The organism is Type-E symbiont of Plautia stali, from assembly GCF_059731115.1.
Genome location: NZ_AP035906.1, coordinates 725,384 through 749,014, shown reverse-complemented (window position 1 = coordinate 749,014; position 23,631 = coordinate 725,384). Strand labels below are relative to the sequence as shown.

Annotated in this window: 17 protein-coding genes; 9 read left to right on the top strand and 8 right to left on the bottom strand. The window is 54.0% G+C overall.

Annotated features, from left to right (window positions below; genetic code table 11):
• Positions 1-8 precede the first annotated feature (8 nt).
• The 3 genes from polB (at position 9) to rluA (ending at position 6,108) form a co-directional block, all read left to right on the top strand.
• Positions 9-2,369 carry a DNA polymerase II gene (polB, locus tag AC6I8L_RS03325; RefSeq protein WP_058959350.1) on the top strand — a complete coding sequence of 787 codons (2,361 nt, stop codon included), beginning with the start codon at positions 9-11 and terminating at the stop codon, positions 2,367-2,369.
• Positions 2,370-2,521: 152 nt separating this feature from the next.
• Positions 2,522-5,428: an RNA polymerase-associated protein RapA gene (gene rapA / locus AC6I8L_RS03320; protein ID WP_058959351.1), complete on the top strand. Its 2,907-nt coding sequence runs from the start codon at positions 2,522-2,524 to the stop codon at positions 5,426-5,428.
• A 20-nt stretch (positions 5,429-5,448) separates the two neighbouring features.
• On the top strand, positions 5,449-6,108 hold the full coding sequence (gene rluA, locus AC6I8L_RS03315; protein WP_058959352.1) for a bifunctional tRNA pseudouridine(32) synthase/23S rRNA pseudouridine(746) synthase RluA: 660 nt from the start codon (positions 5,449-5,451) through the stop codon (positions 6,106-6,108).
• Between the two features lie 67 nt (positions 6,109-6,175).
• On the opposite strand, the gene djlA is transcribed toward rluA, so the two are convergent.
• Positions 6,176-6,988 carry a co-chaperone DjlA gene (gene djlA, locus AC6I8L_RS03310; protein WP_058959353.1) on the bottom strand — a complete coding sequence of 271 codons (813 nt, stop codon included), beginning with the start codon at positions 6,986-6,988 and terminating at the stop codon, positions 6,176-6,178.
• 181 nt (positions 6,989-7,169) lie between these two features.
• On the opposite strand from djlA, the gene lptD reads away from it, so the two are divergent.
• The 6 genes from lptD to apaH are packed head-to-tail and all read left to right on the top strand — an operon-like array spanning position 7,170 to position 13,994.
• A complete protein-coding gene (gene lptD, locus AC6I8L_RS03305) occupies positions 7,170-9,542 on the top strand; it encodes an LPS assembly protein LptD (protein ID WP_058959354.1) in 2,373 nt (790 codons plus the stop codon).
• A gap of 54 nt (positions 9,543-9,596) precedes the next feature.
• Entirely contained in the window at positions 9,597-10,892 is a 1,296-nt protein-coding gene (gene surA, locus AC6I8L_RS03300) for a peptidylprolyl isomerase SurA (protein ID WP_034826072.1), read from the top strand.
• The gene (gene pdxA / locus AC6I8L_RS03295) at positions 10,882-11,874 is read left to right on the top strand and encodes a 4-hydroxythreonine-4-phosphate dehydrogenase PdxA (RefSeq protein WP_058959355.1); all 993 of its coding nucleotides are present in this window, start codon (positions 10,882-10,884) and stop codon (positions 11,872-11,874) included. The genes surA and pdxA overlap by 11 nt, the downstream gene beginning before the upstream one ends.
• Positions 11,867-12,691, top strand: a complete 825-nt coding sequence (gene rsmA / locus AC6I8L_RS03290) for a 16S rRNA (adenine(1518)-N(6)/adenine(1519)-N(6))-dimethyltransferase RsmA (protein ID WP_034826076.1) — start codon at positions 11,867-11,869, stop codon at positions 12,689-12,691. Before pdxA ends, rsmA begins: the two co-directional genes overlap by 8 nt.
• 4 nt (positions 12,692-12,695) lie before the next feature.
• Positions 12,696-13,073, top strand: coding sequence for a Co2+/Mg2+ efflux facilitator ApaG/CorD (gene apaG, locus AC6I8L_RS03285; RefSeq protein ID WP_034826077.1), 378 nt, complete (start codon positions 12,696-12,698; stop codon positions 13,071-13,073).
• A 51-nt stretch (positions 13,074-13,124) separates the two neighbouring features.
• Positions 13,125-13,994, top strand: a complete 870-nt coding sequence (apaH, locus tag AC6I8L_RS03280) for a bis(5'-nucleosyl)-tetraphosphatase (symmetrical) ApaH (protein WP_058959356.1) — start codon at positions 13,125-13,127, stop codon at positions 13,992-13,994.
• A 185-nt stretch (positions 13,995-14,179) separates the two neighbouring features.
• Here apaH and folA read toward each other — a convergent pair whose 3' ends face one another.
• From folA to fkpB, 7 genes are all read right to left on the bottom strand, one after another.
• Entirely contained in the window at positions 14,180-14,659 is a 480-nt protein-coding gene (gene folA / locus AC6I8L_RS03275; protein WP_058959357.1) for a type 3 dihydrofolate reductase, read from the bottom strand.
• Positions 14,660-14,946: 287 nt separating this feature from the next.
• Positions 14,947-16,089: a porin gene (locus AC6I8L_RS03270; RefSeq protein WP_058959358.1), complete on the bottom strand. Its 1,143-nt coding sequence runs from the start codon at positions 16,087-16,089 to the stop codon at positions 14,947-14,949.
• Between the two features lie 240 nt (positions 16,090-16,329).
• Complete coding sequence (gene carB / locus AC6I8L_RS03265; RefSeq protein WP_058959359.1) at positions 16,330-19,554, bottom strand: carbamoyl-phosphate synthase large subunit; 3,225 nt, start codon at positions 19,552-19,554, stop codon at positions 16,330-16,332.
• Between the two features lie 13 nt (positions 19,555-19,567).
• Positions 19,568-20,716, bottom strand: coding sequence for a glutamine-hydrolyzing carbamoyl-phosphate synthase small subunit (carA, locus tag AC6I8L_RS03260; protein WP_058959360.1), 1,149 nt, complete (start codon positions 20,714-20,716; stop codon positions 19,568-19,570).
• 471 nt (positions 20,717-21,187) lie between these two features.
• Positions 21,188-22,003, bottom strand: a complete 816-nt coding sequence (gene dapB / locus AC6I8L_RS03255) for a 4-hydroxy-tetrahydrodipicolinate reductase (protein ID WP_058959361.1) — start codon at positions 22,001-22,003, stop codon at positions 21,188-21,190.
• A gap of 222 nt (positions 22,004-22,225) precedes the next feature.
• Positions 22,226-23,179 (bottom strand): 4-hydroxy-3-methylbut-2-enyl diphosphate reductase, encoded by a 954-nt coding sequence (ispH, locus tag AC6I8L_RS03250; protein ID WP_034826097.1) that lies wholly within the window; start codon positions 23,177-23,179, stop codon positions 22,226-22,228.
• Complete coding sequence (fkpB, locus tag AC6I8L_RS03245) at positions 23,160-23,630, bottom strand: FKBP-type peptidyl-prolyl cis-trans isomerase (protein WP_034826099.1); 471 nt, start codon at positions 23,628-23,630, stop codon at positions 23,160-23,162. The genes ispH and fkpB overlap by 20 nt, the downstream gene beginning before the upstream one ends.
• Position 23,631 lies beyond the last annotated feature (1 nt).

Genomic DNA, 23,631 nt, shown 5'->3' with positions numbered 1-23,631 from the left:
GAGTTCACGTGACCGAACCACGCGCAGGTTTTTTGCTTACCCGCCACTGGCGAGATACCCCAACCGGCAGCGAAGTGGTGCTGTGGCTGGCGACTGATCAGGGACCGCAGCGGCTGGTGCTACCGGCACAAGAGTCCGTGGCTTTCATTCCAGAAGAGTTCCGCCAGCAAACCGAAGCGTTGATCCGTGACGAGCGGCATATTCGTGTGCAATCGCTCGAACTGAAAGATTTTCGCCGTCGTCCGGTGTTTGGCCTTTATTGCCGCAGCCATCGCCAGCTGCAAAACCTGGAAAAGCGCCTGCGCGAAAATGGCATCGCGCTGTATGAAGCCGATATCCGCCCGCCAGAGCGCTATTTGATGGAGCGTTTTATCACTGCGCCGGTGTGGTTCAGCGGCGAGGTACACGGCGATAGCGTGGTCAATGCTCGCCTGAAACCGCATCCAGATTACCGCCCGCAGCTAAGATGGGTTTCGCTGGATATCGAAACCACGGAACACGGTGAACTGTATTGCATCGGGCTGGAGGGCTGCGGTCAGCGCCAGGTGTATATGCTGGGTCCACCCAATGGCGATGCCAGCACGCTCGATTTCGATCTCATCTATGTGGATAGCCGCCCGCAGTTGCTGGATCAGCTCAATGCCTGGTTCGCCCGTCACGATCCTGACGTGATCATCGGCTGGAGCGTAGTGCAGTTCGATCTGCGCGTCCTGCAAAAACACGCCGATCGTTATGGCATTCCGCTGCGCTTAGGACGCCAAAATCAGGCGCTGGAGTGGCGCGAGCACGGCTTTAAGCCTGGCGTCTTCTTCGCACAAGCAACAGGACGGTTGGTGATTGATGGTATTGAAGCGCTGAAATCCGCGTTCTGGGACTTTCCCTCTTTCAGTCTTGAGGCGGTGTCACGCCAGCTCCTCGGCGAAGGAAAAGACATCGACAACCCGTGGCAGCGCATGGAGGAGATCAACTGGCGTTTTGCCCATGACAAACCCGCGCTCGCGAAGTACAACCTGAAAGATTGCGAACTGGTGACGCGCATTTTCCATCACACTGCCATCATGCCGTTTCTGCTGGAACGCGCCACGGTAAATGGCCTGGCGGTCGATCGTCACGGCGGTTCGGTGGCGGCGTTTGGTCATCTTTATATTCCGCGTATGCATCGCGCAGGATTCGTGGCGCCTAACCTTGGTGAAGTGGCACCCGAAGCCAGCCCCGGCGGTTATGTGATGGACTCACGGCCCGGCCTGTATGATTCGGTGCTGGTGCTGGATTACAAAAGCCTTTATCCCTCCATTATTCGCACCTTTCTGATCGATCCTGTCGGTTTGGTGGAGGGGCTGGCGCATCCAGACGATGCCGATTCCGTGCCCGGGTTTCGCCATGCGCGCTTCTCACGCCAAACCCATTGCCTGCCAGCGATTGTGGAGCAGATTTGGCAAGGGCGTGAAGCGGCTAAACGCAACGGCAATCAGCCTTTGTCACAGGCGCTGAAAATCATCATGAATGCCTTTTACGGCGTGCTTGGCACCAGCGCTTGTCGCTTCTTTGATCCACGCCTTGCGTCTTCTATTACCCTGCGTGGCCACGCCATCATGCAGCAAACACGCGAGCTGATTGAAGCCGAAGGGTTTGATGTGATTTATGGCGACACCGACTCCACCTTTGTCTGGCTCAAAGGCGCGCACAGCGAGGCGGAGGCCGCCGCCATTGGTCATCGTCTGGCTAAACAGGTCAATGCGTGGTGGCAGCAACATCTGCAGCAGACTTACGGGCTGGAGAGCGCACTTGAATTAGAGTACGAAACCCATTTCAGTCGCTTCCTGATGCCCACCATTCGCGGTGCTGAACAAGGCAGTAAAAAGCGCTACGCCGGCATGATTCGCAGCGACGGAACAGAGCGGCTGGTGTTTAAAGGGCTGGAGTCAGTGCGCACCGACTGGACACCGCTGGCGCAGCAGTTCCAGCAAAATCTGTATGGCCGAATTTTTCGTGGTGAGCCATGGCAGGATTACATCCGAGAGACCGTGGCGCAGCTGCTGGCGGGCGAACTGGATGAATTACTGGTCTACAAAAAGCGCCTGCGCCGCCCGTTAAAAGATTATGAAAAAAACGTGCCACCCCATGTACGCGCTGCTCGCCTCGCCGATGAGCAAAATCGGAAATTACAGCGTCCATTACAGCATCAAAATGGCGGGTCCATTCGCTATGTGATGGCGACCGCTGGCCCGGAACCGCTGGAAGCACGCACCACGCCGCTCGACTATGATCACTATGTCACCAAACAGTTACAACCGGTGGCAGATGGCATTTTACCTTTCGTCGGCGATGACTTTGCTACACTTATTACCGGGCAGCTGGGGCTTTTTTGACAGGTGACGAATGCCCTGCCATCCAGTACCATAGCGCCCTTCCTGTTTCTCACCGCATAGACACCCTGACCAAACTCTTGTTTGGCGGTGTTGTATTGCCTGAGTGCAGGTGAACTTCTTTATGGCATGTCAGAGAGTCGAGCTAAAAATATATGGTTTTTACACTGGGTCAGCGCTGGATTAGTGATACGGAAAGTGAACTGGGATTAGGAACGGTGGTGGCGATTGATACCCGCATGATCACCATGATGTTTCCGGCAACCGGCGAAAACCGCCTGTATGCCCGTAATGATGCTCCCGTCACCCGTGTGATTTTCAATCCGGGCGACACTATCACCAACCACGAAGGTTGGCAGATGAGCGTCGATGAAGTCCGCAACGATAACGAATTAATGACTTACATCGGCACGCGTCTCGACACCGAAGAAAGTGGCGTGGTGATGCGCGAAGTGATGCTGGACAGCAAGCTGGTGTTCAGCAAACCTCAGGATCGTCTGTTCGCCGGTCAGCTCGACCGTATGGACCGTTTTGCCCTGCGCTTCCGTGCGCGTAAATACCAGAGTGAGCAGTATCGCCTGCCGATCAGCGGCCTGCGCGGTATGCGCACCAACCTGATTCCGCATCAGCTGCATATCGCCCATGATGTTGGCCGTCGCCATGCGCCACGCGTGTTGCTGGCGGATGAAGTGGGCCTGGGTAAAACCATTGAAGCCGGGATGATTATTCAGCAACAGCTGCTGGCCGGTCGTGCCGATCGCGTACTGATCGTGGTGCCGGAAACGCTGCAGCACCAGTGGCTGGTTGAGATGTTGCGCCGCTTCAACCTGCGCTTTGCCCTATTTGATGACGACCGCTACACCGAAGCCCAGCACGACAGCGATAACGCTTTTGAAACCGAGCAATTAATTATCTGCTCGCTAGACTTCGTGCGTCGCAATAAGCAGCGTTTGGAATTACTGGCTGATGCCGACTGGGATTTACTGGTGGTCGATGAAGCTCACCATCTGGCCTGGAGCGAAGAGGCGCCGAGCCGAGAATACCAGGTGATTGAACAGCTGGCGGAAAAAACGCCAGGCGTATTGCTGCTGACGGCCACGCCGGAACAGCTGGGTCTGGAAAGTCACTTTGCCCGTTTACGTCTGCTCGATCCAAATCGCTTCCACGACTTCAGCCAGTTCGTGGCTGAGCAGCAGAATTATCGCCCGGTGGCCGATGCGGTGAGTTCGCTGCTTGCCGATCAGGCTATCACCAAAGAAGAGATGAACCTGATCAATGACCTGATCGGTGAACAGGACATCGAGCCGCTGCTGCAGGTGGCGAACAGCGATCGTGAAGGCAAAGAAGACGCACGCAAAGAGCTGGTCTCGATGTTGATGGACCGCCACGGCACCAGCCGCGTGCTGTTCCGTAACACCCGTAACGGCGTGAAGGGCTTCCCGAAACGCGAACTGCACCAGATTCGTTTGCCACTGCCTGCGCAGTATCAAACCGCGATTAAAGTTTCCGGCATTATGGGCACGCGCAAGAGCGCAGAAGAACGCGCGCGTGACATGCTGTATCCGGAAAAGATTTATCAGGAATTTGAAGGTGATAGCGGTACCTGGTGGAACTTCGACCCACGCGTTGAGTGGCTGATGGGCTACCTGACCAGCAACCGTAAAGAGAAAGTGCTGGTGATTTGCGCTCAGGCTGCCACTGCGCTGCAACTGGAGCAGGTGCTGCGCGAGCGCGAAGGTATTCGTGCTGCAGTGTTCCACGAAGGATTATCCATTCTGGAACGCGACCGCGCTGCGGCGTTCTTCGCCTCAGAAGAAGAAGGCGCACAGGTACTGCTGTGCTCGGAGATCGGTTCTGAAGGCCGTAATTTCCAGTTCGCCAGCCGTCTGGTGATGTTCGACCTGCCGTTTAACCCGGATCTGCTGGAACAGCGTATTGGTCGTCTCGACCGTATCGGCCAGATGCACGATATCCAGATTCTGGTGCCTTGGCTGGAAAAAACCGCTCAGGCGGTACTGCTGCGCTGGTATCATGAAGGTCTGGATGCGTTTGAGCATACCTGCCCAACCGGTCGCACCATTTATGACAGCGAATACAGCAAGTTAATCGAATACCTCGCCGCACCTGAGAATCCACAGGGGCTGGATGAATTTATTGCAGAGAGTCGTAAACAGCACGACACGCTGAAAGCGCAGCTGGAGCAGGGTCGTGACCGCTTACTGGAGCTGAACTCCAACGGCGGCGAAGCAGCGCAGGCGCTGGCGAATGCTATCGGCGAACAGGATAATGACACCGATTTGGTTAACTTCGCGCTTAACCTGTTCGATATCGTCGGCATCAACCAGGAAGACCGCAGTGACAGCCTGATTGTGCTGACGCCATCCGATCATATGCTGGTGCCGGATTTCCCAGGTTTACCGGAAGATGGCTGCACCGTGACCTTCAACCGTAACCAGGCGCTGTCGCGTGAAGACACCCAGTTCATCACCTGGGAACATCCGCTGATCCGTAATGGTCTCGATTTGATCCTGTCCGGCGATACCGGCAGCTGTGCATTGTCACTGCTGAAGAACAAAGCGCTGCCGGTTGGGACGCTGCTGGTTGAGATGGTGTACGTGGTTGAAGCGCAGGCTCCGAAAAGCCTGCAACTCACCCGCTTCCTGCCGCCAACGCCGGTGCGTCTGCTGATGGATCGTGCGGGCAACAACCTGGCAGGCAAAGTGGAGTTTGAAAGCTTTAACCGCCAGTTAAACGCCGTGAATCGTCATACCGGTAGCAAACTGGTTAACGCCGTGCAGCAGGAAGTGCACGAGATTCTGACCCAGGCCGAAAAAGTGGTGATTCCGGAAGCACAGGCGATCATCGCAGCGGCGAAAGTCGAGGCGGATGAGAAGCTGAGTGCCGAGCTATCACGTCTTGAAGCGCTGCGAGCGGTCAACCCCAACATCCGTGATGATGAGGTTGAAGCGCTGGAAAGTAATCGCGAGCAGGTGCTGGCGAGCCTCGGTGATGCGGGCTGGCGTCTGGACGCACTGCGTCTGATCGTTGTCACGCACCAATAATTGCTGAAGGCCACTACGACATGTTGATGGAAGCCTACAATCCGCCGCTCGAACCCTGGCTACATATTCTGTATCAGGACGAGCACATTATGGTGGTCAACAAGCCAAGTGGCTTGTTGTCGGTGCCGGGTCGGCTGGAGGAGCACAAAGATAGCGTGATGACGCGCATTCAACGTGATTTCCCCCAGGCGGAATCGGTGCATCGGCTGGATATGGCCACCAGCGGCGTGATCGTGGTGGCGCTGAATAAGGTTGCGGAAAGAGAGCTCAAGCGGCAGTTCCGCGAACGTGAGCCATCTAAGTATTATGTGGCACGCGTGTGGGGCCATCCTGCGGCGGAAGAGGGATTGATCGATCTGCCGCTGATTTGCGACTGGCCTAATCGCCCTAAGCAAATGGTGTGCTTCGAGAACGGTAAAGCCGCGCAGACCGAATATCAGGTGCTGGAATACGAAGCGAGCAACAGTGCCCGCGTGCGGCTCAAACCAATTACCGGGCGCTCGCACCAGTTGCGCGTGCATCTACTGGCGCTGGGTCACCCGATTTTGGGCGACCGCTTTTATGCCCATGAAGAAGCACTGAGCATGGCGCCGCGTCTGCAACTGCACGCGGAGTCATTAACCATTACCCATCCGGCGTTTGGCAACAGCATGACGTTTAAGCAGCCAGCAGATTTTTAATCTGCAGGTCATAAAAAAGGGCCGTCAGTCATGACGGCCCTTTCAAATTCAATCTTAACGTTCCAGGCTATTTAAATCCTTTCTCCTTACGAATCAAATCGTAAGCCGCCTGAATCTCCTGCGCTTTCTGCTTCGCCATCTCCATCATTTCTGGCGGTAACCCTTTCGCCACCAGTTTGTCCGGATGGTGCTCACTCATCAGCTTGCGGTAGGCTCGTTTAATCGTGGTGCTGTCATCGCTGCTTTTTACCCCCAGCACACTACAGGCGTCATCCAGCGTCGGTCCGCGTTTCGCCTGTTGATAAGCACCGCCATAAGAGGAGCCACCGCCACCAAATTGTTGCCCACCTTCCATCATGCGAAGGAACTGATCGAACTGTGCCCGCGAAATGCCCAGCTCTTCCGCGATTACATACAGCACCTGGCGTTCATTGGGATGCAGCGAACCGTCAGCAAATGCCGCCTGAATCTGAATTTCCAGAAACATCCGAATCAGATCAAAACGACCAAAACAGGCGCTGCGCAGTTCACGCAATTTATTCCGCAGCGGATAGTCACTTTGCTTGCCTTCGCGGAAAGCACGCTGCGCAGCCATGCGGGCATCGCCATGCAGTTGCATACGATCCATAAATAAGGAAGCAATCTGGATATCTGCCTCGGTGACGCGCCCTTTTGACTTGGTCAAATGACCCATCACCTGAAAAGTGGTACTGAAAAACAGCGTCTGTCGCGCCTGATTATTGGCGAAATAGCCCTGTCCTTTTACGCTGCGCACTTTGTCAAACATATGACCAATGATCAGACCCAGTACAATGCCCCAGAAGCCTGCTCCGGAAAGTAAGCCGAGAGCCAGACCAATAACTTTTCCCCAGTAGCGCATAAACTCCTCAATTCGCCATGCTTGCGGCTGAAAATTGCATTATCATACCTTTCATTTACTTCAGTGCCTAACAGCAACGCGATCAGACAAGGATTAACACTGGCACAACGCCGGGCAGTAAGTTAGTCTCTGAGCCGATTGTCGGCATGATGCCCGTTCTCATGGAAATCCCGAACCGCGTATGAAAAAACAGATACCTACCCTGCTGGCAACCATGATTGGTGCAGCGCTCTACAGTCAGCAGTCATTCGCCGACGATCTTATGTCGCAATGTATGCTGGGCGTGCCGAGCTACAACCGTCCGCTGGTCAGCGGCGACACCAATTCCCTGCCTGTCACCATCAACTCTGACTCGGCCAAGGGTAACTACCCGAATGACGCGGTATTCACGGGCAATGTTGATGTGCAGCAGGGCAACAGCCGCTTACGTGCCGATGAGATGCAACTGCATCAGCGTCAGCAGGATGGACAGACCACGCCAGTGCGTACCGTGGATGCGCTGGGTAATGTGCACTATGACGACAACCAGGTCATCCTGAAAGGTCCGAAAGCGTGGTCCAATCTGAACACCAAAGACACCAACGTGTGGAACGGTGATTACCAGATGGTGGGCCGTCAGGGCCGTGGTGTTGCCGACCAGATGAAACTACGTGGCGACAACCGTTATACCATTCTGGAAAACGGCAGCTTCACCTCTTGCCTGCCCGGCTCTAATAGCTGGAGCGTGGTCGGTTCTGAAGTGATCCAGGACCGTCAGGAAGAAGTGGCGGAGATTTGGAACGCCCGCTTTAAACTCGGCAATGTGCCGGTGTTTTACAGCCCATATTTGCAGTTACCGATTGGCGATCGCCGTCGCTCCGGTTTCCTGATCCCGAATGCGAAGTACGGTAGTAACAACGGCTTCGAATTTATGCTGCCGTATTACTGGAACATCGCGCCACAGGCCGATGCCACGATTACGCCGCATTACATGAGCAAACGTGGTCTGCAATTGCAGAACGAATTCCGCTATCTGACCGTGTTTGGTGCCGGTTTGATGGAACTGGATTATCTGCCGTCCGATAAGCAGTACGACAACGACAAAGCGGTGCGTGGCATCGCCGAAAATGATAACTCAGATCGCTGGCTGTTCTACTGGCAGCATGCTGGTGTCTATGAGCAGCACTGGCGCTTCAATGCCAATTACACCAAGGTAAGTGACCCGTATTACTTCAACGATCTCGACTCGAAGTATTACAACTCTACTGACGGTTATGCGACGCAGAAATTCAGCTTTGGCTACGCGGACACAAACTGGGACGCCACGCTGTCGACCAAAGATTTCCAGGTGTTTGGCAGTACCAGCACACGAAATATTTATCGCGCGATGCCTCAGCTTGACCTGAATTTCTATCAGAATGACATTGGTCCCTTTGACGGTCGTATTTTTGCTCAGGCGGTTAAATTTACCAACGTAAACAGTGAAATGCCTGAAGCCACGCGCCTTCATATCGAACCGACGTTGAATTTGCCACTATCCAATGGCTGGGCCAGTCTCGATACCGAAGCAAAATTCCTCGCTACCCACTATCAGCAGGATGGTATCGACAATTACAACAGCACTGTGGATGAAAATAGTGCTAGCGGCCTGCTGAAAAACTCCGTTAATCGTACCTTGCCGCAGTTCAAAGTGGATGGTCGCCTGGTGTTTGACCGCGATATGGATTGGGAACCAGGCTACACGCAAACGCTGGAACCGCGTGTGCAGTACCTCTATATCCCGTATCGTAACCAGAGCAGCATCTATCCGTACGACTCCACCCTGCTGCAAACCGACTATACCGGTCTGTTCCGCGATCGTACTTACAGTGGTCTGGATCGCATCGCTTCGGCTAACGAAGTTTCAACCGGTGTGACCACGCGAATTTATGATAACGATCTGGTTGAACGTTTTAACGTTTCTGTGGGTCAAATCTACTCGTTTACCCCGTCTCGTACCGGCGTAAACCAGACGAGTGATGAAGATGATACCGGCAGCCTGGTGTGGGCGGGTGACACCTACTGGAAAATCAGCGATCGCTGGGGCGCACGCGGCGGGCTTCAGTATGACACCCGTCTCGATAACGTTGCACAAGGCAACGCCATCCTGGAATATCGTCAGGATGCCGATCGTATGGTGCAGTTGAGCTATCGCTATAGCAGCCCGGAATACGTGGCGCAGGCGTTAAACAACTCCAGCTTGCTGACGAACCCGATCTACAAAAACGGGATTTCACAAGTTGGCGCAACCGCGAGCTGGCCAATTGCTGATGCCTGGTCACTGGTCGGTGGTTATTACTACGATACCCGCAACAGTCGTCCGGCTGAACAACTGGTAGGCCTGCAGTACAGCTCGTGCTGCTACGCCATTCGTCTGGGTTACGAGCGCAAGATCAACGGTTGGGAAAACAACGACAGTAAGTACGACAACCAAATCTCATTCAACATTGAGCTACGTGGTCTGAGTTCTAACTATGGCTTAGGCACCAATGAAATGCTGCGTCAGGGCATCATCCCTTACCAGCGCGCTTTCTGATGTTGTGATGTTTGACAGGCTATCCCGCAGTGCGGAAACAACAATGGATAAAGTATGAAGAACTGGAGAATGCTGATTCTTGGTGTAGCGATCACCGCTAACACTGCGTTCGCAGCCCCACAAGAGGTTGATAAAGTTGCTGCCGTCGTGAATAACGGCGTGGTACTGGAAAGTGACGTTGATAACATGATGCGCACCGTGAAATCACAGGCGCAGCAGGCTCATCAACAGTTACCTGATGACAAAACCTTGCGTCATCAGATCCTTGAGCGTCAGGTCATGGATGCCATCATTCTTCAGATGGGCGAGAAAGCCGGCTTGCAGGTCACCGATCAGCAGTTAGATCAGGCTATTCAAAATATTGCCGCACAAAATAAGATGAGCATGGACCAGTTGCGTAGCCGCCTGGCCTACGACGGAATGAACTACAACGCTTACCGTGCGCAGATCCGTCAGGAAATGCTGATCTCCGAAGTGCGTAATAACGAAGTGCGCCGCCGTGTCACCATCCTGCCGCAGGAAGTGGATACGCTGGCAACGCAGATTGGTTCTCAGAACACTCAGGGTACTGAACTGAACGTGAGCCAGATCTTGCTGCCGCTGTCAGAAAATCCGACGCAACAGCAGGTTGACGATCAGGAAGCGCTGGCGCGTCAATTAGTGGGTCAACTGAAAAGCGGTGCCGATTTCGGCAAAATGGCAGTGACTTACTCTGCCGATCCGCAAGCGCTGAAAGGCGGCAACATGGGTTGGGCAAAAATTGAAGAGCTGCCTACCCTGTTCTCGCAAGCGTTAAGCACCGCGAAGAAAGGCGACATCGTCGGCCCCATCCGTTCTGGCGTCGGCTTCCACATTCTGAAAGTGAACGATCTGCGCGGTGAGAGCAAAAACATCTCTGTCACCGAAGTGCATGCGCGTCACATTCTGCTGAAGCCTTCTCCGATTCTCACTGACGCGCAGGCGCAAGCGAAGATCGAGCAGATTGCTGCAGATATCAAAAGTGGTAAAACCACCTTTGCCGCCGCAGCAAAACAGTTCTCTGACGATCCGGGTTCAGCCAATCAGGGCGGCGATCTCGGCTGGGCAACCCCGGAAATCTACGATCCGGCCTTCCGTGATGCACTGCTGAAGCTGCAAAAAGGTCAGGTCAGCGAGCCGGTACACTCTTCTTTCGGCTGGCATTTGATTCAGCTGCTGGATACCCGTCAGGTTGATAAAACCGATGCGGCGCAGAAAGAGCGTGCTTATCGTCTGCTGTTTAACCGTAAATTTGCCGAAGAAGCACAAACCTGGATGCAGGAACAACGCGCCAGTGCTTACGTGAAGATTCTGGACAACAATGGTCAGTAATTACCGTGTCGTGATCACCCCCGGCGAACCCGCCGGGATTGGTCCTGATCTCACCGTTCAACTGGCTCAGTTCGACTGGCCAGTTGAACTGGTGGTCTGTGCCGATGGCCATGTGCTGCGTCAGCGCGCCCAGCAACTGGGCTTACCGCTGACGCTGCGCGATTACCAACCTGGTGTTGCGGCACAAGCACAGCAGGCCGGTACGTTAACGCTGCTGCAGGTTGATACCGCACAGCCGATCACGCCCGGTGAATTAACCGTAGCGAATGGCCACTACGTGCTGGAAACGCTGGCGCGTGCCTGTGACGGCTGTCTCAACGGCGAGTTTGCCGCATTGATTACCGGTCCGGTGCACAAAGGCGTGATCAATGACGCCGGTATTCCGTTCACCGGCCATACCGAATTCTTCGCCGAGCGTGCCGGTGGCGATCGCGTGGTGATGATGCTGGCAACCGAAGAGTTGCGCGTCGCGCTCGCCACTACGCATTTGCCGTTAAAAGATGTCGCTGATGCGATTACTCGCGACAGCCTGCATGAGGTGATCACGATTCTGCATCAGGATTTACAGCAGAAGTTCGGTTTACCCCATCCCCATATCTTCGTCTGCGGCCTGAATCCGCACGCGGGCGAAAGCGGCCATATGGGCCGTGAAGAAATTGATACTATCATTCCGGCGCTCGACGAACTGCGTCAGCAAGGTATACAGCTTACCGGCCCGTTACCGGCTGATACGCTGTTCCAGCCGAAATACTTACAGCATGCCGATGCGGTCCTGGCGATGTATCACGATCAGGGCTTACCGGTGCTAAAATTTCAGGGGTTTGGCCGCGCGGTGAATATCACCCTTGGCCTGCCCTTTATCCGGACTTCTGTCGACCATGGTACCGCGCTGGAATTAGCCGGCCAGGGCAAGGCAGAACCGGGCAGCTTTATCACGGCGCTTAATCTCGCCATCACTATGATCAAGAGCAGTAATGAATAATCGCGTCCATCAGGGGCATTTTGCCCGTAAACGTTTCGGGCAGAACTTCCTGAACGATCAGTACATTATCGACAGCATTGTCTCCGCTATTCACCCGCAGAAGGGAGAAGCGATTGTGGAGATTGGTCCCGGCCTGGGTGCCTTAACTGAACCGGTGGGCGAACGCCTCGATGAACTGACCGTTGTAGAGCTGGACCGCGATCTGGCTGCACGTTTGCAGACCCATCCGTTCCTCGGACCTAAGCTGACCATTTACCAGCAAGATGCCATGACCTTCGATTTCTCGGCGCTGGCGCAAGAGAAAGGTCAGCCACTGCGCGTCTTTGGCAACTTGCCGTACAATATTTCGACCCCGCTGATGTTCCACCTTTTCAGCTATACTGGTTCGATTAAAGACATGCACTTTATGCTGCAAAAAGAAGTGGTCAACCGTTTGGTTGCCGGGCCAGGCAGCAAAGCCTATGGCCGTCTTAGCGTGATGGCACAGTACTATTGCCAGGTGATTCCGGTGCTGGAAGTTCCACCCGAATCCTTCACGCCTGCGCCAAAAGTTGATTCCGCCGTGGTGCGTTTGATGCCTTACCCAGAGCCACCTTATCCGGTGAGCGATATTCGCCTGCTGAGCCGCATCACTACTGAAGCCTTTGGTCAACGCCGTAAAACCCTGCGTAACAGCCTTGCACATATGTTTACTGCGGGTGCGTTGGATGAACTGAACATTGATGCCTCGCTGCGTGCTGAGAATGTCACCGTGGCGCAGTATTGCCAATTGGCGAATTGGCTGGGCAATCATCAGGCTGAAACCCCGGAGAAATAAGTGTATGAGTGAACTGGCCCGCGTCTGTATTCATGTATTGAGTCAATATGTGGAATCACAATCCTTGCCCGACGAGGATCGTTACGTGTTTGCCTACACCATCACCATACGTAATCTGGGACGAAATAGCGTTCAACTGCATAGTCGCTACTGGCTTATCACCAATGGCAACGGTCGTGAGACTGAAGTTCAGGGGGAAGGTGTGGTTGGCGAGCAACCGCACATTGCCGCTGGCGGTGAGTATCAGTACACCAGCGGTGCGATTCTGGAAACCCCTATGGGCACCATGCAAGGTCACTATGTGATGATCGACGATGAAGGTGAAGAATTTCACGTCGACATTCCGGTGTTCCGACTCGCCGTGCAAACCCACATACATTAATCCCCCTCCGCCCGGCCAGTCCGGGCGGCGCGTTTTGATCGGACTGACGTAATGAGTACATACCTGATTGGCGATATTCACGGCTGTTATGACGAGCTACGTGCGCTGCTGGCGCAGGTTGATTTCGATCCGCAGCAAGACGAGCTTTGGCTAACCGGCGACTTAGTGGCGCGTGGCCCGGGTTCGCTGGATGTGCTGCGCTATGTGAAATCGCTGGGAGATTGCGTACGACTGGTGCTCGGCAATCACGATCTGCATCTGCTGGCGGTTTATGCGGGCATCAGCCGTAACAAACCTAAAGATCGTCTGACGCCATTGTTAGAGGCGCAGGACGCGGATGAGCTGATCAACTGGTTACGTCGCCAGCCGCTGCTACAAGTGGATGAAGAGAAAAAGTTGTTGATGGCTCACGCAGGGATCACGCCGCAATGGGATCTCGACACGGCAAAACTCTGTGCACGTGAAGTCGAAGCCGTACTGGCCAGCGACACCTATCCACTGTTCCTGGATGCGATGTACGGCGACATGCCGAACAACTGGACGCCGGAACTGAGCGGTTTGGCGCGTCTGCGCTTCAGTACCAATGCCCTGACGCGTATGCGCTTCTGCTTCCCCAACGGTCAGTTGGATATGATCTGCAAAGAAGCCCCTAACTCTGCTCCACCGCCGTTGAAGCCCTGGTTCCTTGTTCCCGGCAAGATCGGCAGTGACTACACGCAGGTGTTTGGTCACTGGGCTTCACTGGAGGGCAAGGGGACGCCTGAACACATTGTCGGCCTGGATACCGGTTGCTGCTGGGGCGGCACGCTGACGCTGCTGCACTGGGAATCGCAACGCTATTATGTGCAGGCTTCTAACCGTGAAAAGGCGATGGCAGAGAGTGCCGCCAGCGCCCATCCGCCGTTGAGCGACATGCATTAATAAAAGCCCGTCCAAATGGCCACTGAGCCACATGTCATAAACAAAAAGCCCCGCAAATTGAGCGGGGCTTTTTTCGTTCGTCATAAACGATGATGCTGAGATTTCCCGGTTGCCATAAATGGCGACACTACGACGAAATGGCACTATTTTCGTAGGTGACGCACTGATACGCACCGGGACCAGCATCAACGGCGATCTAAAATCTCAAAGCAATAACTGTGCGAGTTCTGCGCATCGGCGTCATGGAACTCGCTAAAGGTCGACTGCCACTCATCCGGCTCGTAATCCGGGAATTGGGTATCGCCTTCCACTTCGGCATCAATGTGCGTCAGGTACAAACGATCGGCACGGGCCAGCATCTGTTCGTAAACACGACCGCCACCAATCACCATCATCTCTTCTACGTCGCCCGCCGCTTTCACCGCTTCGTCCAGCGAAGTCACCCAGGTCACGCCTTCATGGGTGCCCGGCTGGCTGCTCACCACGATATTCAAACGTCCCGGTAGCGGGCGGCCGATTGATTCAAAGGTCAGACGCCCCATAATCACCGGTTTATTCAGCGTATTACGTTTAAACCACGCCAAATCAGCAGGCAGGTTCCAGGGCATGGCGTTTTCCATACCAATAATGCGATCGGCTGCCAGTGCTGCGATCAGACTAATCATGTTAAAAGACCTACAGGAAAAAAATTGGCGCCATCATACGTAAAGGCGAAAGTTTCGTCGATAGGCCGCCCCCGCTATTTGCGTAAAGCTCCTATGCGACCGCATTTTTGTTATTGGACAGAGTTTTACACCGACTTTCCCACCATACATGGAAATAGACGCCAGATTAGTCCAGCGGAACGCTACAATTCAGGGTGAAATGAGGCTTTGACGTGATGGAGTGTAAAGAAAACCGCACTGTCTGCGACAAAGGAAAACGGCTCCCGCAGGAGCCGTAGTCACGCCAATTAGAAATCGTAGCGCAGACGCACCAGGTTCATGTTACCCAGTGATTTGTCGGTGCTTGAGGTGATCACGTATTCGTAGTCCACCTGGAAGCCGTAATCCAGTTTAGTGCTGATACCGACGCCATTGTCGATACGCTTGTAGTTACGTCCATTGACGAACTCCAGACGGTCGCCCATGAAGTAAGGCTGAATAGACTTGACCGCGTACTGATTGATAGCGAATTTGTAGCCAGCAAAGTACTCCACGCCCCACGCATCATCGGCGAAGTAGTTGTTAACGTTGTTCTTCTTGGTTGGTGAGAAGTTCTGATACCAGCCTGCACCTGCAGACAGCGTCCAGTTATCCGGGGTCCAGCTCAGCGCGGTACCGTAGATGTTCTGGTCATAGTCTTTGCTTTCACCGGTGCCTGGGTTATGGATATCTGCACGGGTGTAGTTCCATGCCGTGCCCCATGCCAGATCTTTGGTGATGTGATAGTTCACACCCAGTGATCCGCCGCCTTTACGCTTGTAACGCAGGCCGTTGCCTGGCAGGTAGTTGTTATCTTCAAACAGGTATGAAGCATAAACATCAACGTCGCCGAAGGTGTTTTTGTACTTCAGCATCTTACGTGAACGGTATGAACCGTCGTAGTCACCGTTGATACCGTTGCCCGGTGCCTGAGCCAGCATGTCGTAGTCCCAGATATCGGTCTTCGCACCGACCACATCATAGTAAACACTGTTCTGCTGACCAAAGGTCAACTGACCCCAGGTTTTGCTCTTCAGACCCGTGTACAGCTGACGACGCGTGGTGTTGTTCTGGCCATCGGCATAGTGGTTATCCCAACCCCACCAGGCCGGGAAGTTCACGCCCAGCTCGTAGTAGCTGACCCAGCTGATGTCATCAAACAGGTAGTAATCCGCGGAAAAACGGAAACGTGAACCACCATCGTAGCCGTTACGCTTGTACGATTGGTCACTGACGCCAGCCTGATGCTGGAACTGAGGACGAATACTGCCGCCGACTTTGAAATCAAGACGACTAAGTGGATCGCCTGTCTGCGGATCCTGCTTCAGCAGGGTAATTTCCGCCTGGCTGGCGAGAGGCGCAGCAACTAATAACGCAGCCACTGCGCTGAGGGTGAAAGCACGCATTTTCATTTTTTATATCCCAGTTAAGGTGAGCGCTCTATTGATGAGCGCTCAAGATAGTACGGTGCGCTTACCGGGATCGTATTTATAATTTTGTGCGGATAATCCGAGGTGTAACCGTTATCGCATCAAGTGATAAAAACTATGTCAAATCAATATATTTTTCACACATAACCTTATTCAACCAATGATAAACAGGCGAAAAAAACGGCTCCCAAAGGAGCCGTTTTCAGTCGGTCAACTTATTGATTAACCTTTGATTTGCGCATGCATTTCCTGCACTGAAATCACTTTCTCTGTCGGATCTGCATTCAACGCCATCGCGGTAGCAAATCCACCATTCAGCGTGGTGTCATAATGCACTTTATATTGCAGTGCACTGCGGCGAATCAGTTTGGAATCTTCAATCGCCTGACGACCTGCGGTGGTATTGACGATGTAGGTGTATTCGCCATTCTTCAGACGGTCCTGAATGTGTGGACGACCTTCATGCACCTTGTTAACCAGACGTGGGTTGATACCGGCTTCACCCAGCACCACAGCGGTGCCGTGTGTGGCGTCCAACTCGAAGCCAAACTTCTGCAGCTTCGCCGCCAGGTCAACGATACGTTTCTTATCGCCTTCGCGCACAGACAGTAACGCACGACCGGTTTTCTTCATGTTGCTCTGCGCACCCAGCATCGCTTTAGCGAACGCTTCCGCAAAGGTACGACCGACACCCATCACTTCGCCGGTAGAACGCATCTCTGGACCAAGAATCGGGTCAACACCCGGGAACTTGTTGAACGGTAGCACCACTTCTTTCACCGAATAATACGGTGGAATGATTTCTTTCGTGACGCCCTGCTCAGCCAGGGTTTTACCTGCCATCACGCGCGCAGCCACTTTCGCTAAAGGTACGCCGGTCGCTTTAGACACGAATGGCACGGTACGCGCCGCACGTGGGTTCACCTCAATCAGGTAAACCTCGTTGTCCTTCACTGCAAACTGCACGTTCATCAAACCGCGTACGTTCAGCTCGAAAGCCAGTTTCTCGACCTGTTGACGCATCACGTTCTGGATTTCAGTGCTCAGCGTATAAGCCGGCAGTGAACAAGCGGAGTCACCTGAGTGAACGCCGGCTTGTTCGATGTGCTCCATGATGCCGCCAATCAGCACACGTTCACCGTCGCAAATCGCATCCACGTCGACTTCCACTGCATCATCCAGGAAGCGGTCCAGCAGAACCGGCGCATCATTGGAAACCGAAACCGCGGTCTGGAAGTAACGCTTCAGGTCGATTTCATCATAAACGATTTCCATTGCACGACCGCCCAGCACATAGGAAGGACGTACCACCAACGGATAACCGATACCTGCCGCTTTCTCAACAGCTTGCTCCAGCGTAGCCACGGTGGCGTTAGCCGGTTGCTTCAGGCTCAGGCGATCAACCGCCTGCTGGAAACGTTCACGGTCTTCAGCACGGTCAATCGCATCTGGGCTGGTACCTATCACGGGCACACCTGCTGCTTCCAGCGCACGAGCCAGCTTCAGCGGGGTCTGGCCGCCATACTGCACGATGACGCCTTTAGGCTTCTCGATGCGCACGATTTCCAGCACGTCTTCCAGCGTCACCGGTTCGAAGTACAAACGGTCGGAGGTGTCGTAGTCAGTCGATACGGTTTCCGGGTTACAGTTCACCATAATGGTTTCGTAACCGTCGTCGCGCAGCGCCAGTGCCGCATGTACGCAGCAGTAATCGAACTCGATACCCTGACCGATACGGTTTGGACCGCCGCCCAAAATCATGATTTTGTCACGATCCTGGTTTGGATTGGCCTCGCACTCTTCTTCATAAGTGGAGTACATATAAGCGGTATCGGTGGAGAATTCTGCCGCACAGGTGTCTACGCGTTTGTAGACTGGGTGCAGGTTGAACTGCTGACGCAGTTTGCGAATTTCGCTCTCTGCCACGCCCGCCAGGTTTGCCAGACGCACGTCAGCAAAGCCTTTGCGCTTCAGTGCACGCAGGAAATCAGCATTCAGTGAGTTGACACCTTCACGCGCAACCTTCTCTTCCAGACGTACCAGCTCTTCGATTTGCACCAGGAACCAGCGGTCAATGTTAGTCAGGTTGAACACGCCATCCACCGACATCCCGGCACGGAACGCATCCGCAATGTACCAGATACGGTCAGAACCGGCATCTTTCAGCTCACGGCGGATGCGGGTCAGCGCTTCGGCATCATCCAGATCCACTTTCGGGTCGAAGCCGTTTGCCCCCACTTCCAGACCGCGCAGCGCTTTCTGCATTGATTCCTGGAAGGTGCGGCCAATCGCCATCACTTCACCCACAGATTTCATCTGCGTGGTCAGGCGGTCATTGGCACCAGCGAACTTCTCGAAGTTGAAGCGAGGAATCTTGGTCACAACGTAGTCGATTGACGGCTCAAACGACGCCGGCGTACGACCGCCGGTGATGTCATTCATCAGCTCATCGAGAGTGAAGCCCACCGCCAGTTTCGCGGCGACTTTTGCAATCGGGAAACCGGTCGCTTTGGAAGCCAGCGCCGACGAGCGCGACACGCGCGGGTTCATTTCGATAACCACAAGACGGCCGTCTTTTGGGTTAACCGAGAACTGCACGTTAGAACCGCCGGTTTCCACACCGATTTCACGCAGTACCGCCAGCGAGGCGTTACGCATGATTTGGTATTCTTTATCCGTCAGGGTTTGCGCCGGTGCCACGGTGATCGAGTCGCCGGTGTGGATACCCATCGCATCGAAGTTTTCGATTGAGCAGACGATGATGCAGTTGTCGTTTTTATCACGCACCACTTCCATCTCGTACTCTTTCCAGCCAATCAGCGACTCATCAATCAGCAGCTCATTGGTAGGGGAAAGATCCAGGCCACGCTCGCAAATCTCTTCGAACTCTTCGCGATTGTAAGCGATACCGCCACCGGTGCCGCCCATGGTAAAGGAAGGACGAATGATACACGGGAAGCCAACATCTTCGGCCACGGCCAGTGCTTCTTCCATGGTATGCGCGATACCGGAACGCGCGGTGCCGAGGCCGATGCTTTTCATCGCCACGTCGAAACGGCGGCGGTCTTCAGCTTTATCGATGGCATCCGCGGTCGCACCGATCATGGTGACGCCGAACTCAGCCAGCACACCCTGACGCTCCAGCTCCAGCGCACAGTTCAGTGCAGTCTGGCCACCCATGGTCGGCAGGACCGCATCCGGGCGCTCTTTTTCGATGATCTTACGTACTACTTCCCAGTGAATCGGCTCAATATAGGTCGCATCGGCCATTTCCGGGTCGGTCATGATGGTGGCCGGGTTGGAGTTGACCAGAATGACGCGGTAACCCTCTTCACGCAGCGCTTTACACGCCTGTGCACCGGAGTAGTCAAATTCACATGCCTGGCCGATAACGATCGGGCCAGCGCCAAGGATCAGGATGGATTTTATGTCTGTACGTTTTGGCATCGTGGGCTCCTGATTACTTCGCGTTAGAACGGTAAGCTTCGATCAGTTCGATAAAGTGATCGAACAGCGGCGCCGCATCGTGCGGGCCTGGGCTCGCTTCAGGATGTCCCTGGAAGCTGAAGGCCGGTTTATCTGTGCGGTGAATACCTTGCACCGTCTGGTCGAACAGCGACACATGCGTGACACGCAGATTCGCTGGCAGCTGGCTGTCATCAACCGCGAAACCGTGGTTCTGCGCGGTAATCATCACCACATTGTTGTCGAGATCTTTGACCGGGTGGTTGCCGCCGTGGTGACCGAGTTTCATCTTCACGGTTTTTGCACCGCTTGCCAGCGCCAGCAGCTGATGGCCGAGGCAAATACCAAACACCGGAATATCAGTTTTCAGGAAGGCCTGAATGGCGTTGATGGCGTAATCGCAAGGCTCCGGGTCACCAGGACCGTTCGACAGGAAAATGCCGTCTGGATTGAGTGCCAGCACCTCTTCTGCGCTGGTCTTTGCCGGGACAACCGTCAAACGGCAACCGCGATCCACCAGCATGCGCAGGATGTTGCGCTTAGCGCCGAAGTCATAGGCGACAACGTGGAATGGCAGCTCTGCAGCCGTTTTCTGCTCAGGCAAATCCCCTTCCAGTGTCCAGCTACCCTGCTGCCACGCGTAAGTTTCCGCCGTGGTCACTTCTTTCGCCAGGTCCATGCCTTTCAAGCCCGGGAAGGCCTGCGCTTTTTGCAGCGCCAGTGCCGCATCCGGATTATCACCCGCGATAATGCAGCCGCTCTGAGCGCCCTTCTCGCGTAGCAAACGGGTCAGTTTGCGCGTGTCGATATCGGCGATGCCGACAATGTTATTGCGTTGCAAGTAAGCTGACAGGCTTTCTTCACTACGGAAGTTGCTGGTGATCAGCGGCAGGTCGCGAATAACGAGGCCTTGAGCATGGATTTGGCTGGATTCTTCATCGGCGGCATTAACGCCAACATTGCCGATATGGGGATAAGTGAGGGTAACGATTTGGCGGGAATAGGAAGGATCAGTGAGGATTTCTTGATAACCAGTCATTGACGTGTTGAAAACGACTTCCCCCACTGCCGACCCCGTTGCCCCGATGGCCCGACCGTGGAATTGGGTTCCGTCTTCCAGAACCAAGAGCGCTGACTTAATCAAAACATCCTCCAGGGAATAAACAGTCACAATATTTGCATATTAATTCAAAATACATGTCCGAATCAATGCAAAATCCGCCTGAATGCTCGAATTTTGGCAAATTGCGCGCATTCTAATGATCGACCTTCAGCTTGTCTACCCTGAGTGGCTATTTTTTTGTATTTTTAAGGCTGTTGAATGTTAAAAAGCGAGAAAGGCGATAAAAGAGTGAGATAAGTGAGGAAAATAAACGGTTGCTAAGCGGCAATAATCGCAAACACGTGCTACCGCGCATAAATTTTTGACCAAATGGTCAAAAATCGCATCTTACTGACCTCCTAATAGAACTAAACATTGAAAAATAGCCATCAAAAGACAAAAATACAATTAAGCCATCATTTTAATAAGTAAAATAAAGGGCAATGATCTCATTGCCCTATTCAATCATCATCTTACCGATTGAAATAACCACATCACGATGGTTCACAACACTCACAACATCGATAAATCCAGCACATCCCGCATATCATAGAGGCCAGATTTCTTGTTTTTCAACCAATTTGCCGCCTTAACTGCGCCATTAGCAAAGGTCATGCGGCTGGAAGCCTTATGGGTAATCTCTACACGCTCGCCAATATCAGCAAACATCGCAGTATGCTCACCGACGATGTCGCCCGCGCGCACGGTAGCAAAACCGATGGTCTGTGCTTGACGCTCGCCGGTATGGCCTTCGCGTGCGTAAACCGCGTGCTCGTCTAATTTCCAGTTCATGGCATCGGCAATCGCTTCGCCCATCGCTAACGCGGTACCTGATGGTGCATCAACTTTATGACGGTGGTGTGCTTCCACGATTTCAATATCCGCGTAGTCACCCATCACTTTGGCTGCCTGCTGCAGCAGGTTCAGCACCAGGTTCACGCCCACGCTAAAGTTGGCGGCAAACACAATGCCGATCTCTTCCGCAGCGGCGCAAATCGCTTCTTTGCCCGCTTCATCAAAACCGGTGGTGCCGATCACCATCGCTTTATGATGCTGGCGGCAGAACGCCAGATATTCCAGCGTGCCTTCCGGGCGAGTAAAGTCGATCAGCACATCAAAATCATCGACCACTTTCAGCAAATCATCGGTAACGGCAATACCGGTTTTACCAATGCCAGCCAGTTCACCTGCGTCAGCTCCCAGCAGTGAAGAACCGCTACGTGCCAGCGCTGCGCCCAGCGCAACCCCTTCCGCTTGCTGCACGGCCTGAATTAAATTGCGTCCCATGCGGCCTGGCGCACCAACGATAGCAATGCGGATATCACTCATAATTATTCATTCCTGATACAAATCTATGCATGCAAAGCGTAAACAGGTTAACGGTCAGATAACCGTCACGCCACAATAAAAAAGGGATAATAAGAATTTTATGCCAGCCGCCAAACATTATCAGTAAAAGCAATCCCACCTGCTGGAAGTGGTCTATTTGGCGACGACAGATAAAGAAAAGGCCGAACGATGTCGGCCTGATTCTGTTTCGATAGCAAACGCTTACTGGACGTTGCGCACTTCGACACGCAACTCTTTCGGCACTTCAAACACAATGTTCTCTTCGCGGCCAATCAGCTCAATCGCGGCTTCGCCACCATACTCTTTCAAGCGCTGAATCACCTGCTGCACCAGAATATCCGGTGCCGAGGCACCCGCCGTCACACCGATGATCTGCTTGCCTTTAACCCACTCTTCCTGAATGTCATCTGCTGAATCGATCAGCTTCGCCAGTTTCCCCGCACGCTGTGCCAGTTCGGCCAGACGGTTGGAGTTAGAGGAGTTTTTCGAGCCCACCACCAGCACCACTTCCGCATCACGCGCCAGAACACGCACGGCTTCCTGGCGGTTAGTCGTGGCGTAACAGATATCATCTTTGCGTGGGCCAATAATTGCCGGGAAGCGCTGACGCAGTGCATCAATCACATCTGACGTATCATCAACCGATAAAGTTGTCTGCGTCATGAAGCACAGATTGCCTTCGTCCTTAACGCTCAGCTTGAACACATCTTCCGGTGACTCCACCAAATACATGCCACCGTTGGGGTTGTTGTACTGCCCCATGGTGCCTTCCACTTCAGGGTGTCCGGCATGACCAATCAGAATGGCTTCCACACCTTTACGGCTGGCGCGCGCCACTTCCATATGTACCTTGGTCACCAGCGGACAAGTGGCGTCAAACAGCATCGTGAGATTGCGCGCTTTCGCTTCCGCCCGCACCGCCTGAGAAACGCCGTGAGCAGAGAAGATCAGGATGGCATCGTCCGGCACTTCGCTGATCTCTTCAATGAAGATCGCTCCCCGATCGCGCAAGCTGCTCACCACGTAGCGGTTATGTACCACTTCGTGACGCACGTAGATCGGTGCACCGTACATCTCCAGCGCGCGCTCTACAATACTGATGGCGCGATCCACGCCTGCACAGAAACCGCGAGGGTTAGCTAACAGGATTTGCATCGCTGGCCTCCAGTACCGGATCGATCTCCAGCACTTCAATTTCAAACTGAATGCGCTGACCGGCTAACGGGTGGTTGAAATCAACGGTGATCGAGTCACCGGAAATTTCACGGATCACACCCGGCATCTCGCTACCACCTCTGCCGCTGAACAGCATGATGGAACCGACTTCCGGTTCGCCAGCATCTTTAAAGTCACGGCGCGAAAAGTACTGAACCAGGTCCGGACTGGTGCCACCAAAGGCATCTTCCGGTGCCAGCGTAAAGGCATGCTTATCGCCGACTTTACGCCCTAACAGTTCCTGTTCCAATGCACCAGACAAGCTGCCATCTCCCAGACGGAACAGCGCTGGTTTGCCGTTGGCGCGTGTTGATTCCGCTGTTGAGCCATCTTCCAGCTTCAGCGTGAAATGCACCAGCAACGCGCTATCGCGCTGTACGGACTCAGTCATT

Coding starts and splice junctions, on each gene's coding strand:
- rapA (WP_058959351.1), top strand. CDS start 2,522: ATGGTTTTTACACTGGGTCAGCGCTGGATTAGTGATACGGAAAGTGAA.
- rluA (WP_058959352.1), top strand. CDS start 5,449: ATGTTGATGGAAGCCTACAATCCGCCGCTCGAACCCTGGCTACATATT.
- djlA (WP_058959353.1), bottom strand. CDS start 6,988: ATGCGCTACTGGGGAAAAGTTATTGGTCTGGCTCTCGGCTTACTTTCC.
- lptD (WP_058959354.1), top strand. CDS start 7,170: ATGAAAAAACAGATACCTACCCTGCTGGCAACCATGATTGGTGCAGCG.
- surA (WP_034826072.1), top strand. CDS start 9,597: ATGAAGAACTGGAGAATGCTGATTCTTGGTGTAGCGATCACCGCTAAC.
- pdxA (WP_058959355.1), top strand. CDS start 10,882: ATGGTCAGTAATTACCGTGTCGTGATCACCCCCGGCGAACCCGCCGGG.
- rsmA (WP_034826076.1), top strand. CDS start 11,867: ATGAATAATCGCGTCCATCAGGGGCATTTTGCCCGTAAACGTTTCGGG.
- apaG (WP_034826077.1), top strand. CDS start 12,696: ATGAGTGAACTGGCCCGCGTCTGTATTCATGTATTGAGTCAATATGTG.
- apaH (WP_058959356.1), top strand. CDS start 13,125: ATGAGTACATACCTGATTGGCGATATTCACGGCTGTTATGACGAGCTA.
- folA (WP_058959357.1), bottom strand. CDS start 14,659: ATGATTAGTCTGATCGCAGCACTGGCAGCCGATCGCATTATTGGTATG.
- AC6I8L_RS03270 (WP_058959358.1), bottom strand. CDS start 16,089: ATGAAAATGCGTGCTTTCACCCTCAGCGCAGTGGCTGCGTTATTAGTT.
- carB (WP_058959359.1), bottom strand. CDS start 19,554: ATGCCAAAACGTACAGACATAAAATCCATCCTGATCCTTGGCGCTGGC.
- dapB (WP_058959361.1), bottom strand. CDS start 22,003: ATGAGTGATATCCGCATTGCTATCGTTGGTGCGCCAGGCCGCATGGGA.
- ispH (WP_034826097.1), bottom strand. CDS start 23,179: ATGCAAATCCTGTTAGCTAACCCTCGCGGTTTCTGTGCAGGCGTGGAT.
- fkpB (WP_034826099.1), bottom strand. CDS start 23,630: ATGACTGAGTCCGTACAGCGCGATAGCGCGTTGCTGGTGCATTTCACG.